Source organism: Nostoc sp. CCY 9925, from assembly GCF_963920935.1.
Lineage (GTDB): Bacteria > Cyanobacteriota > Cyanobacteriia > Cyanobacteriales > Nostocaceae > Nostoc.
The window spans coordinates 1-14203 of sequence record NZ_CAWUDO010000153.1; the positions used below are offsets into that span (position 1 = coordinate 1).

General features: G+C 41.5%; 6 protein-coding genes. 2 read left to right on the forward strand and 4 right to left on the reverse strand.

Going from position 1 to position 14203, the window contains the following annotated elements:
- Window positions 1-565 precede the first annotated feature (565 nt).
- Window positions 566-1645, forward strand: coding sequence for a recombinase RecA (gene recA / locus ACM0OY_RS36930; protein ID WP_414573684.1), 1080 nt, complete (start codon window positions 566-568; stop codon window positions 1643-1645).
- Window positions 1646-1740: 95 nt separating this feature from the next.
- Here the strand turns inward: recA and ACM0OY_RS36935 are convergent, their stop codons facing one another.
- From ACM0OY_RS36935 to ACM0OY_RS36950, 4 genes are all read right to left on the reverse strand, one after another.
- Window positions 1741-2478, reverse strand: a complete 738-nt coding sequence (locus ACM0OY_RS36935; protein WP_414573685.1) for an FHA domain-containing protein — start codon at window positions 2476-2478, stop codon at window positions 1741-1743.
- A gap of 604 nt (window positions 2479-3082) precedes the next feature.
- Window positions 3083-4669 carry a protein kinase domain-containing protein gene (locus tag ACM0OY_RS36940; protein ID WP_414573686.1) on the reverse strand — a complete coding sequence of 529 codons (1587 nt, stop codon included), beginning with the start codon at window positions 4667-4669 and terminating at the stop codon, window positions 3083-3085.
- 728 nt (window positions 4670-5397) lie between these two features.
- Window positions 5398-6228 carry a squalene/phytoene synthase family protein gene (locus ACM0OY_RS36945; protein ID WP_414573687.1) on the reverse strand — a complete coding sequence of 277 codons (831 nt, stop codon included), beginning with the start codon at window positions 6226-6228 and terminating at the stop codon, window positions 5398-5400.
- A gap of 1074 nt (window positions 6229-7302) precedes the next feature.
- Window positions 7303-8832, reverse strand: a complete 1530-nt coding sequence (locus ACM0OY_RS36950; RefSeq protein WP_414573688.1) for an FAD-dependent oxidoreductase — start codon at window positions 8830-8832, stop codon at window positions 7303-7305.
- Between the two features lie 819 nt (window positions 8833-9651).
- Here ACM0OY_RS36950 and ACM0OY_RS36955 point away from each other — a divergent pair.
- Window positions 9652-14028: a PAS domain S-box protein gene (locus tag ACM0OY_RS36955; protein WP_414573689.1), complete on the forward strand. Its 4377-nt coding sequence runs from the start codon at window positions 9652-9654 to the stop codon at window positions 14026-14028.
- The last annotated feature ends 175 nt before the right edge of the window (window positions 14029-14203 follow it).

A 14203-nucleotide genomic window follows, 5' to 3' on the forward strand; every position in this document is an offset into this window, starting at 1 on the left:
TTTCCTGGTTAATATTTTGTTACATAGCGGTAAATTTTCACGCCCATTTACTTAGATTAACTTTAGCCATGATGTTTTCCCCTGTATTGATACTGTATAGTCTTTAACTAGTAAGTATAATTCAAGCTCATCAGAGCAGCAAGTAAGACTGAGCATTATAGCCGAAGCATAAATTAGCACCTTAGTGTAAGTTAGCGTAAGACTATTATTTTAACTATTTGTGCAGTGAAAAGCCGTATTTCGCCTATATACTGATTGGCATGGTGATCGCTCCTCATTTAGAGACCCTCACAGTTCACGAGTAAGGTTTTACTGACAGTGTTGTTTAGAATAATTTTCTTTTAAAATCCTCTTGCTTACCCATCTAAAAGAAGCCATCTCTGAATGCAAGTTGGTATCATTGTGCAGGACTACCCTAATCAGATGGCGATCGAGTTACGATCTTGTCACAGTTCATTTTTAATTTGAGAAGTCCGATTCGAAGATTTTCTGGTTAAAATAGTATATCTGTTCTACTCGACATCTAAACCCACACTCCTGAAAATCCATATACTTAGAGGCTCTAATGGCTATCAATACCGATACTTCTGGCAAGCAAAAAGCGTTAAATATAGTACTCAACCAGATTGAGCGCAGCTTCGGTAAAGGAGCAATCATGCGCCTGGGCGATGCTACCCGGATGCGGGTGGAGACAATTTCCAGTGGGGCGCTGACCTTGGATTTGGCATTGGGAGGCGGTTTACCCAAGGGACGGGTAATTGAGATTTATGGCCCGGAAAGTTCCGGTAAAACCACAGTAGCGTTACATGCGATCGCGGAAGTGCAAAAAGAAGGTGGCATCGCTGCCTTTGTTGATGCTGAACATGCCCTTGACCCCACCTACGCTGGAGCATTGGGTGTAGATATTGACAATTTGCTGGTTTCCCAACCTGATACAGGAGAAGCCGCTTTGGAAATTGTCGATCAGCTGGTTCGTTCTGCTGCGGTTGATATCGTAGTTATTGACTCGGTAGCAGCATTAGTTCCCCGCGCTGAAATTGAAGGCGATATGGGTGATGCTCACGTTGGTCTCCAAGCGAGGTTGATGAGCCAAGCTTTACGTAAAATTACTGGCAACATTGGTAAATCAGGCTGCACAGTTATTTTCATTAACCAGTTGCGGCAAAAAATCGGCGTTACCTACGGAAGTCCAGAAACCACAACTGGCGGTAACGCATTGAAGTTTTATGCTTCCGTGCGCTTGGATATTCGCCGGATTCAAACCTTGAAAAAAGGTACAGATGAATTTGGTAACCGCGTCAAAGTCAAAGTTGCTAAAAATAAAGTAGCGCCGCCTTTTAGAATAGCGGAATTTGACATTATTTTTGGTAAAGGTGTTTCTACTTTAGGTTGCATTGTGGATTTGGCAGAAGAAACTGGCATCATTATCCGCAAAGGAGCTTGGTACAGCTACAACGGCGATAACATCTCCCAAGGACGAGACAATGCCATTAAGTATCTAGAAGAAAAGCCAGAATTTGCCGAACAAATTAAGCAATTGGTACGGGAAAAGCTAGATAAAGGCGCTGTTGTTTCTGCTAACTCTGTATCAAAGTCCAATGAAGAAGATGATGATGAAGAAGAAATCGAATTAGAAGAAGAATAATCAGGAATTTTTAATGGTATGGTGCGTTATCAAAACAGCTAACGCACCTTTTCCAGAATCATGATGCCTTGCATCTGCTGTTTAATTTGCAATTTTTAGCTAGGATTGTACGGTTTTTGTCTGCTAAAAAAACGGTCTAAAATTTCGGATTTCTGTTCTGAACTGAAGTTTTCATACCAGCGATCAATTTTGTCAACTAGTCCAGAATTTCTCAAAATCTCTAAATTATCAGTTGGGCGATCAATTAGAAGTTTTTGTCCATCACTAGGATAAGTAAGTATTTCTGCTTTGCTATCACTCTTGCGATTCATTAGCTGCATCAATAACTCCATTGCTACAGTTGGCAGAGTGCGGCATTTGTGCTCCACAAAAAAGTTAAAAGTCAGACTACCTAAACGAATGCGATCGCCATCTTTGAGTTTGATCTGCTCAACAACACGTTGGTCATTCACAAATGAACCATTGGTACTGTTAAAATCGATCAAGTAAAATCCTTGCTCCTCAATATGTTGAATCGCAGCGTGGCGACGAGACATATAACCATCAGCAATGCAAATACCACTGCTGCGATTACGGCCTATTGTCCAGATCCCCTGAGGTTGTCGTAAACTTTGGGTCTGATTGTCACACAAATTAGTCATCAAATAAACGGTAGTACTATCCACTACCCCATGTACATAAGATGTCTTCACCCTCTTCAACGACGGTTGATATAAGTTTTCTAGCTGAAGAATCTCGTCTAGGAGTCCGCTGTGGTGTTCATACAATTTGAGAAATACTTGATATAAAGTTAATCTCCGTTCTATTTCCGTTTGTGCAAAGTCAGCTATCATATATAAACCTTGTATTACCTGATTTCGGTTGTGAATATTCTGCTTCAGCCTACAATCAGGGATAATTGCTTTTTTAATTCCCGCTGCTATCTCAGAAGTTGACTGATTTAGGAGGGTTAAATTTGACAAATTTTAGGTATGAAATTCCCTGTTGTTTATAGCCATAATTTTTATGGCTATCTTTATAAAAAATTATGTGATACTTTATTTTTTATTGTAAATAATCCTTTGTTATTTTTAACAGATATAAATTATGAAGATTTGATGAAGATCCCTAAAATGTCTCCGTATTTTTGCTGTGTAATACTATTCAAAAAAATTGTTGTTACAAATACTTTAAAAAAATATCTTTTCCAGGTAAAACTGACAGTAAATTTCATCTAAATGAGGTATATGAGGGGGCAGCATGACCACCCCACAAGATTTATCATCTTCAGATGTATACTTCATTTACTTGCAAAGTGCTGTAGAAATTTTTTCACAGCAGTTCTGTCATTAATAAGGGAATACGTTGAGTTAAAGATTCTTTGTCAAGATTTAATGTGACCACAAGAGTTTATTCAATTGGAAGTCCCTAACTTGTGTGTTAAGGCAAACTTTCAAATCACAATAACCCTCGTTTACCATTGGGGCGGATGGTCATCCAATTTGTTTTTGCTAGTGCTAGCTGTTCATCAGAAATTTTGGCATTTGTGAGATTTGCACCACATAAATTAGTTCCTCGGAGGTTGGCATTGGTGAGATAAGCATGGCTGAGGTCTGCACCTCGCAGGTCTGCCCCTTCTAGATCGGTATGGTTAAAGTATGCTTTGCTCAAATTAGCATCTTTGAGATTAGCTCGAGTGAGACTGGCTCTGCCAAAGTCACTGTTGTGGAGATTAGCTCCCTGGAGATTGGTTTTTTGTAATTGAGCGGAATGAAAATTTGTTCCTGATAAGTCAGCACCTTGCAGGTTTAACAAACTTAAGTTGTGTAGGGCAAAATCCCGTCTTCCTTTCATGTACGCTGTTAGTAAACTTTGGGTATCTAACTTGCGCTCAATTTTAGAATTAGGAATTTGAGAACCATTACTGTTGCTGTTAGCGAAAGTCGTTGATTTGACCATTCCACCCGCTTCAGCTTTGGCTCGTCTAGCGCGAATTGCTGCTGCTACCTGTGCTACTCCTGCGCTAGTAACGGCCGCAGAAGGATTACTACATAAAACAGCAGAATCTTCCATCTGGTTGTATGTTCGGCCTTTAACTCCAGCATCAGGAGATTTAACCAGCAAGCCCTGTGCTAAGGTGTCTAAGTATGGTTCTATCTCTAAGGCTCTGAGAACATCTGCTGCTGACTGATAACGATTGCGTACTGATACCTCTAACATTTTCCGCAATACATTGCTCAAGTGGTCACTCACTTGCACAAGCTGTTCCCACATCATCTCACCAGTTGTGGGATTGTAATCTAAATCTTTAGGAGTTTTACTAGTTAGCAAATAAATACATGTCACGCCCAGTGCGTAGATATCACTAGCGTAGACTGGACGCATGGCCATTTGTTCTGGAGGTGCAAAACCAGGAGTACCGATAGCATATGCAGTTAAGGCCGTCTGTCCCGATTGAGTTGCCGCACCTTGAGTGACTTGATTTTTGACGGCACCAAAGTCAATGAGTACCATTCTGGCATCTTGACTACGGCGAATTAAGTTAGCTGGCTTGATATCTCGGTGAATTACCTTTTGCTCGTGGATGTATTGCAGCAATGGCAAAATCTCACTCAAGAATTGCTTGACTCCAGTTTCGCTTAACACACCGTTGAGTTTGACCTCCTCCTGCAAGGTATCACCGCTGATGTATTCTTGAACTAAGTAGAATTGTTCATGTTCTTCAAAATAGTCTAGCAATCTTGGTACTTGGGGGTGATTGCCAATTTTACCTAGAGTTTTGGCCTCTCGCTCAAAGAGTTCTCTAGCCATTTGTAAAACATGTGGCGCGTTGCCAGAGGGACGTAGTTGCTTGATTACGCAACTTGGTTCTCCTGGTAAGGCTTGATCTTGAGCTAGAAAGGTTGCTCCAAAGCCGCCTTGGCCTAATGGCTTGACTACCTGATAGCGATCGCGCAACAGTAGTTGCGAGCCACAAGACTGACACCTTTGGCTATTTACCAAATTTTCTGGATTGCGACAGGTAGGATTTAAGCAATAGCTCATGCACTGTCAACTCGCTGCACGAAGAATCATAAGGAGTTTTTTATACTCTCCTTCAATTATTTAGATCTCAATCAACACTTGCCAGGTAATTTTTGCTGGAAATCCTTTGAAGAGTTTCTAAAGTTTAAATAAGATTACGTACAGCGATCGCCAAAACAAAATTATTTATTATACCTACATTATTTCAGAATACTTGAATAGCTTTATACTTTTTTCTAATTTGAGGATGTCTAATTTCAGATGATTATATCTGTAACATTTTTTGCAAAAAATGTATTATATCATGTGTGCTTAATTAGTTATTTTGCCAACATCTGTGCAAAAACCAGAAAAGCTTCCCCTATGCCCCTAAGCTCTTAAAGATCGGTCTTTAACCTGATGCCATATTAGAGGTATAGATATTGGAGAGCAGTCCCCAACACCAGTTGGTCTGGGAAGACACGCCAGTTCGTCCATTTGGGGAGCCACTGCGTTGGTGAGGCAGCGACAGGTACGTAGGGGGTTTCCCCATGAGCGATTGCCGAAAGGGTTTCCCGACTTGTTCGCTGAAAGTGTTCCCGTACCCCTACTCTTAAGCAAGCTACGCGTAGCGTCTCCCTCAGGAGAAGGGTAGCAAGTGGCGTGAAACCCCAAAACCGGACTGGCCTCCCTATAGGAAATCCTGTAGGATCTTGGATGCCCGTATTGGAGACAATTCAGGATCGACTCCATTAGCCTTCAACAAACTATTAGCTAGCTTTCATGTTCACACCAACCAACTGTTCGAGAAGTGCTAAAACATCACTGCGGCTGAGTTTTTCTTTACCATTGGCAAGGGCATCAAGGGTGCCATGCGCCAAGGTCAAGGGAATTTGGCAAAAGTCTAAGGCTGGACCTGTGGGAAGGTTTTTGGTGTAACCTTCTGCCAAAGCTAGATTTCGCCGTGCATACTCTTGCATATTTGCTGCATTCCAGCCTTCTGGAAAAAAGTCTACCCCACGTCCGAGATCTTCAGTATGATTACGCAGGATATTAACTGCTTGTAAACCCCGTCCAAACCCAATGGCTTGGGTACGATTTGTTTGTGTTCCATCATACCAAGTCCATAAGTCTGAAAGTAATAATCCCACCGCACCTGCAACCGCAAAGGTATAACGGTCTAAATCAGATTCTGTGTAAATTTTCCAGTTGATTTCTGCCCAGTAAGCCATCCGGTCTGCCATTGCAGCAGTAGCATCCCATATTCGAGGTGCAATGGTTTCAGGTGCTAGCAGCGACCATTCTCGAATCCTGAAAGTAACTTCTTCTAAGGAATTTTCATACTCACTAAATCCTGCAAAGAAGGCGTCTACCGGGAAGCCATCAACTCCTGCTTGTAATGTCAGACTGATTGTGCGTAAGAGTTTTGCCTTACTAAGGTTGTCCAGTTCTCGATGATCTTCAATTTCATCAATAGCACGCATACACAAATATGCTGATGCTACTGCTTCTTGCAATCCTGGCGGTAAAAGACTAATTGGAATATAAAAAGTTCGGCTAGTTTCTTTGAGGATTTGCAGAGCATCTCTACGTAAATTCATGTTTTCACTCCCCGCTTGATTTTTACACCACATGAAGTTGGCAGTTTTTTGATGATACTGGATATAGTTTTGACTAAACTTTAAAAACTATAGACTATAAGATACGCTAGTATTTCATCTGAAAATTAATAGTTTTTGGTGTTGCAATTAACAAAACTCTCAAATTTATCAAAGTCTAGTCTAGTATATAGGGTTTTGGTTGCAAAAAAGGTTCAGGTGTAGTTCTATATAGCCATCATGAAGTTTTTAGCGTAAATATAAACAATCATGCTAAGTACTAAAAGATTAAGTGAGAATCGTTACTAAAGTTTCTTGTGTTTGTACAGCTTTGATAGCTCAACTTAGTCGTTTATTTTTCTCAATTAGATATTAGGCAGTAGCGTCAGCATAAAAAAAACGAGTACCATGTCTTGCCATCAGGCTTAGCATTATCTCTCCCGTCAATTAATTAGTTTTATTTATAATTTTTTACAAGTAAGTCATCAAAAAAACTGTATTGATTAATACATTCAAAATCGCAAAAGCTACTAATTGACGCTCCTGCCTGAGAACGTCGAGGGTATTTAATTAAAAAGTCATTAGACTCAAAACTCTTAAGATTCCACCAGATTTTTTGTTGGATAACTGTATTCTTTAATCATAAATGATACGAGATTAAAAAGCTTATAATTAAAAATATATTATAAATTAAACTTATAGAATTAGCAGTATAAATTAACCAAAATTAGCTACATAAACCAAAATATACTGAGTGTTTGATTGTTTACAAAAACAATTTTTATTGGGAAGATCCATGCCCACCCTAAATCTGCGTCAATTAAACTAGTAGAATTGTGTATATATAAATACAATTTCCCAAAAACTAATCAAGAAGCAACTGTACATACCTGTAAATGCAAACGCTACTTTGCCAAAGAGTTACGGTAGATAGATTAAATTAGACAAATACCGCAGCGATCGCTGATTTAAAAGTTTTTTTAATACAAAAATTAGCGTATATTTACTAAGTAAAAATAAAAAAGGTGGGTAAAAAGCCCACTCAATAAAACATTTTTGAATATCCAATGTAACTTTTTACTTCTCTTCTACTGATGCCAACCCATTAATCGCTGGTCCATTAATTACTCTTCCGTGAGTATCAAACCGTGAACCGTGACAGGGACAATCCCAGGTCTTTTCTGAAGAATTCCAGGCGACGATACAATTGAGGTGAGTACAGATTGCTGAATATTCCTGTAGTGTACCGTTTTCGTCTCGATAAGCAGCGACTTTTGTCAAACCACGCCGCACCACAGCACCTGTGCCCGGAGGAAGTTTTTCCACAGAATCAAGATCTCCCGGTGTTACCCAATTTAAATATTGGCTAGCAACGTTGAGATTTTCAGAGATAAAATCACCTACTCCACCAATTCTCACACGCGACGGGTCATAAAGCTCTGCCCAGGTATTTTTTCGTCCTAAAATCAAATCAGTTAAGAGTATAGCTGCGATCGTGCCGTGGGTCATGCCTATGCCTGTATCACCCGTGACGATGTAAACGTTTTGCTCATCAAAGGGGTTTTTGCCAATGTAGGCAATACCATCATCAGAATTCATTACCTGACCTGACCAACGAAATAAAACCTCCTGTGCCATCGGGAAACGTTCTTGTGCCCATGTCTGGAGTTTGGCATACCGGGCATTAGCATCGTCAGCTTGTCCGGTTTTATGGTCTTCACCACCAACTATTAATACATCATATTGGGAATCAAGTTTCTGTAATCTTACGTAGTGGTAAGGGTCGAGGGTATCCCAATAAAGCGCTTTGTAAACAGAACCGCGAGGCACTTGAACACCAATGACAAAAGTTATGTATGGAGCTTGCTTAAAGTGCATAGTAGCTAAATTACTGATAGGTGAGTTGGTTGCTACTACGACAGCATCGGCTGTGACAACTTGACCATTGCTGGTTTCAACGCGGGCGAGTAAACCACCTTTGATTTTTTCTACGTGCGTCCCCGTGAAAATCTTACCACCACGGCGTTGAATGGCTTCTGCAAGTCCAGCAAGATACTTTAGGGGATCGAATTGCCCTTGTTGGGGAAAGCGTAAACATACTCCTGTATCAAAATCAGTTAATGGTGCTTTCTTCACTATTTCGACATTAGTGAGTCCGACTCGGTGTGCAGCTTCTAATTCCTGCTGAATTTCATCCAGTGATTTCACGTCTGGTGGAAATAAATAGCCATCAAGCCGCTCAAAATCGCAGTTGATATTTTCTTGGGTAGCGATCGCCTCTATAGTATTAATTGCTGTTGTATGGCTTTCGGCAATAAGTTTTGCGCCTTCTTTACCGTGTATTTGCTCGAGTTCGTAGTAACGTTCGGTTAGTACATTTGATAGGTGTGCTGTTGTCCGTGCAGTTTGCCCGCCACCAATGGGACCATCATCCAGCACTACTACAGACTTGCCTTGGCGACTTAAAATATAAGCAGTTGACATCCCCGCTATGCCAGCACCGACGACGCACACATCTGCATAAATATTTTCCGTAAGCGCGGCTTGTTCTGGAACTTTTGCGCTTGTCATCCAAATGGAAATAGTTTTACCAGAGTCGTTTTGCATTTTTTGTAGAGTCTCAAGCCTAATTTATCTGCTGGAAATAGCTTTCTCAAGCCAATATTGACAGGAAAATCAAAAGTGACAAATAAATAACAACAAATATTTTGATATTTTCCTATTTTTCTTGTAGTTATATATCTTTAACTCTTGTCAAATCAAAGTTAAAGTTTATATTCCAGCGTCTTCTTATATAAAACTAGACTATTATTTCTAAATATTGTATCTTCACTATGATAGACATTAAAAATATACTTTATTGGAGATGAAATTAGGAAAAAGGTATATTTTATAAAAAATTTAAATTATGGTGTAATTATAGGTCTCAATATCCTTCAACCAAAAATACGACGATTAACCAATGAATAGGATTTGGAACATCTCACTGAGTATTATTACCACTATTAGCGGCTTTTTAGATGTGCGATAGTTTAGCCGATGCCTTGAAAATGTGGTTGCTCTTAGCGTTTCTGATTGCCTGGTGATAACTTGGGGATTTAGACAAGCTAAAAATTAGTGGAAATTGTAGCCAAAAACAAGCTGTGGACACTTCCAATGTCTGAAGTGATTGTAGAATTTGTAGTGTTGGGGAACAGCGCTTTCAAGACGATGGCAACTAACATCGCCTGCAATGGGAAAATCCTCACAGAGGTTGATTTTTGAACCACGATTATTTCTTACTCTAAATTATGCAAGAAAAAATATGCATAGGGGTAGATGCAAAGCAATTAAAGGGGTAGCATAAAATACAATGGACATAAATGATTAACCCGTAAGAAATACGGTAATTTATGACGCTAGATAGATGCGGTTAGAGAACACTCAATGTTAAAGGTTAACCGCTTGCGACTGCAAGATATATTTAAAAGTCCTGCAAATTCATTTGTGGCGAAAATCGCAAGTGCGATACCCGTTTTGGTTGGTAGTTTGGTACTAGTTGGTTGGTGGCTTGAAATTGATGTTCTCAAGCGTGGTTTTCCTGGTAGTCCCGCGACAATGAAATTCAACACAGCGCTATGCTTTGTGCTGTCTGGGATGTCGCTGTGGCTGTTTTTAACAGGAGGGAGAACAAGAAGAGGGGGGGAAAGAACAGTTCAAAATTACCTGCACTTCCCTAGTATCCTACTTGCCAAAGTTTGTGTAATAGCGGTTACCACAATTGCTGGACTCACACTCTGTCAATATCTGTTCGGCTGGAATCTTGGTATTGATGAACTGGTATTTCATGACTCACCAACCAGTTTGGCGACATCACATCCGGGGCGAATGGGGGTGAACACGGCACTGAATTTTACACTGGTCAGTGTAGCCTTACAGTTTTTGATTTATCAAAGAAACTACCGCAGTTATTGGTATGCCCAAATTCTGGCTTTGATAGCTACTTTGATTTCCTTTCAAGCGCTTATGGGCTATGCCTACAAAGTCAAAGTTCTCTATGGGCTTGCCCCTTATACAACATCAATGGCGTTACACACAGCGGTGTTGTTCAATTTACTAGGTGTAGGCATTTTGTGGGCGCGGGCAGAACAGGGGTTAATGAGAGTAGTGACAAGTGATAATTATGGTGGTTTACTTGCGCGTCGTTTATTGGTTGCAGCGATCGCAGTACCTTTTATATTAGGGTGGGTAATTGTTGAAGGTCAACGCGCAGAACAATACGACCCAGCTTTTGCAGTATCAGTGTTTGCCATCGTCTTGATTGTAATTTTTACTGTTTTGATTTGGCAAAGTGCGAGGGTTATTGAAAACCTCAGCCATCAACGCGATATCTCCGATAGTCTACGCCTACATGCCCAAGAAGCACTCAGAGCCTACGAAGATAAACTGGCAAGCTTCGTAGATGCTAACGTTATCGGCATTGTTTTTGCAGACATTTACGGCGGTATCCACAAGGCAAATGACGAATATTTGAGGATAATTGGTTACACACAAGAAGAAGTGTTAACAGGCGGTTTAAATTGGAGAGAAATCACAGTCCCAGAGCATCGATACTTAGACAAACAAGGTATCGCCGAAGCAAAGGCAGATCCCAAAGGTGCTTGTACACCTTACCAGAAAGAATATATTCGCAAAGATGGTAGCCGAATTCCGATTTTAGTTGGTTACGTGCTGTTGGGAGAAAAGCGGGAAGAGTCTGTAGCATTTATCCTCGATTTGAGCGAACGCAAGCAAGCAGAAGCAGAACAACAAAAGTTAGTATCGTTGGTAGAAAATAGCTCTGACTTTATTGGCATCGCCACACTTGAGGGACAATTACTCTATATAAATGATGCAGGTCAAAAGTTAGTAGGGCTTGCAAGCCTGGAAGAGGTGAAGCAAAAGGCAGTATTAGATTACGTCATGCCCGAAGACAAAGATTATTTTCAACAGCGTATACTGCCGACTGTGCGATCGCAAGGGCGCTGGCAGGGAGAATTCCGCTTCCGACATCTGCAAACAGGCGAAGCGATACCAGTTGATTACAACATCTTCACTGTGACAGAGAACAACACAGGTCAACCAATTGCTTTGGCCACTGTGACTCGCAACATCAGCGAGCAAAAACAGGCCAAAGAACAAATCTTAAAATTAAACAAGGATTTACAGCGTCGGATCGCTGAATTACAAACTTTGCTCGACGTAATTCCCATTGGCATTGGCATTGCTGAAGATCCAGAATGCCAAAATATCAAGGTCAACCCTGCTTTTGCTAAGCAGTTAGGCATATCGCCAGATACAAATGCTTCCCTGAGCGCTCCTTTGGGTGAAAAACCGACAAACTTTAAAATTTACCGCCAGGGAAGGGAATTGTCACCAGAAGAACTTCCGATGCAATACTCTGCTGCTCATGGTGTCGAAGTTTTAGATTTTGAGGTTGATATAAGACATGAAAATGGGAAAATAGTCAAGCTTTTAGACTACGTTGCACCTTTATTTGACGAAGACGGGAAGACTAGAGGGTGTGTTGGTGCATTTCTGGATATTACAGAACGCAAGCAGGCAGAAGAAGTACTCCGTAACGAGCAAAAATGGCTAGAAGATGTGTTAAATCTGATGCCAAGACCACTGTTATTTATCGAACCAGGAACAGCACGGGTAATTTTTGCCAATCGCTCTGCTGATGAATTAGCTGGGGGCGAATTTCCTAAAGGTGTACCAGCAGCAGAATATCACACAGTTTACCACTACACGGATGCGGCAGGAAATCGCATTCCCAATGAGCAAATGCCAGGAGTGCGGGTGGCTCTTGGCGAACGCCTGAATGGGTTGGAAGTGGACTGGCATACTAGCTCTGGTGTGCGCTCTTTACTGATATTTGCCGATACCTTGCCAGCGATGCACGGCCATCCAGCTATCTGTATTTTGGTGTTCCAAGATATTAGCAAACTCAAGCAGGCAGAAAAAGCGCTTTCCTTGAGTTACCAAAGGCTAAAGCTACTTTTTGAAACAGCTAACGGCCTGCTATCGAGCCAGCAACCAGTGGAACTAATCGATAGTGTCTTCCGAAAACTCTCCGAGCAAATTGGTTTAGATGTTTACTTTAACTATTTGGTTAAGGATAATTCTGAGGTAATGCGGTTGGAGTCTTACAGTGGGATTCCTCCAGAAATGGCAAAGGAAATTGAGTGGTTGGCATTTGGTCAAGCGGTTTGCGGTACTGTAGCCCAGCAACGCCACCCAATACCTGTAGAGAATGTCCAGCAATCAACCGATCCGAAAACAGAATTAATTCGTTCTTTAGGCATTACTGCTTATTATTGTTACCCGTTAATGGCACAGGGACGGCTGTTAGGTACTCTTTCCTTTGGTAGTAAGACTCGACTCAGCTTCACCGAAAATCAAAAGGGGATGATGCAAGCAGTATGCGACCAAATAGCGATCGCCATGGAAAGAGCGAGTTTAATTTCATCTTTGCGACAGCAGACTGAGGAGTTGCAACAAGCTAACCGCATGAAAGATGAGTTTCTGGGCATATTATCCCACGAATTGCGATCGCCCCTGAATGCCATCCTTGGCTGGTCACAACTATTGCAACGCAGCAAGCTCAACGAAACCCTAATCGCTAAAGGTATGGAGACAATTGAGCGCAATGCTAAGACCCAAACCCAGCTAATTGAAGATTTACTGGATATATCGCGGATGAACAGAGGCAAATTACGCCTCAATGTCCGTACTTGTAATTTGGTGTCGATAATTGAGTCAAGCCTAGAGACTGTTAGCTTAGCCGCCCAATCTAAGGAAATCGATTTGAGATTTTCCGCCGTTCCTTGCTCACAAAACATATCAAAAGAAGCAGAAGACCTAAATAATCAACATCCAAACGGCAACTTCAAAGCCGAAGATTCAATATTTTTAGTTTCAGGTGATTTCGAGCGCTTGCAGCAGATTATCTGGAATTTGCTATCCAATGCCCTCAAATTCACACCCACAGGAGGGCGGGTAGAGGTGCAATTGTCTGTAGTTACTGACATCAACGCCTCAACGTCTAGTTTAGAAGAATTCCCTGGGCAAACCCCCACCTTAGAACAACAAATAACCGACAAATATGCCCAAATTCAAGTAATTGACACAGGTATTGGCATCAGTGCTGATTTTCTGCCTTACGTGTTTGACCGTTTTCGTCAAGCTGATAGTTCTAGCACGAGAACCTATGGTGGATTAGGACTAGGATTAGCGATCGTGCGTCATTTAGTAGAATTGCATGGCGGTACTATTCATGTAGAGAGTCCCGGCGAACAACAAGGTGCGACATTTACAGTCAAGCTACCACTTCTAAAGAGTTCCCCTCTCCCCCCTTCCGCCCCTTTGCCCCTGTGCCCCTGTGCCCCTCCCCTCCTTTCCCTCCTTGATGTACGGGTATTGGTTGTAGATGACCAAGTTGATATCCGTGAATTTGTCACCACAGTACTCCAACAGTATCAAGCCGAAGTTCGAGCAGTAGGATCAGTTCAAGAAGCATTGCAGGTAATTCGAGAGTGGAAACCAGATGTATTAGTTAGCGATATCGGTATGCCCCAAGAGGATGGTTACTCTTTGATTCGGAAATTGCGATCGCAACCTCCAGAACAAGGAGGAAATATTCCCGCAGCAGCACTGACGGCTTATGCTAGGGTTGAAGACCGAATGCAAGCCATACAAGAAGGTTATCAGCTGCATTTGCCGAAACCTGTTGAGCCGGCTGAATTAGCGACAGTAGTCGCTAGTCTGGTTGGACGGACTTGAAAAATTCAACACAATTCAAGTTCAAAGGTGGAATGGTAAGGGTTTTAAGGGGAGCGATGCCTGCGTCGGGCTGCGCCAACGCTTTTTTGACTTAACAGTTCATGCTAAAAGGTGCAACTTCGAGGATAAAAGGTGCAACGTCGAGGATAAAAGGTGCAACGTCGAGGATAAAAGG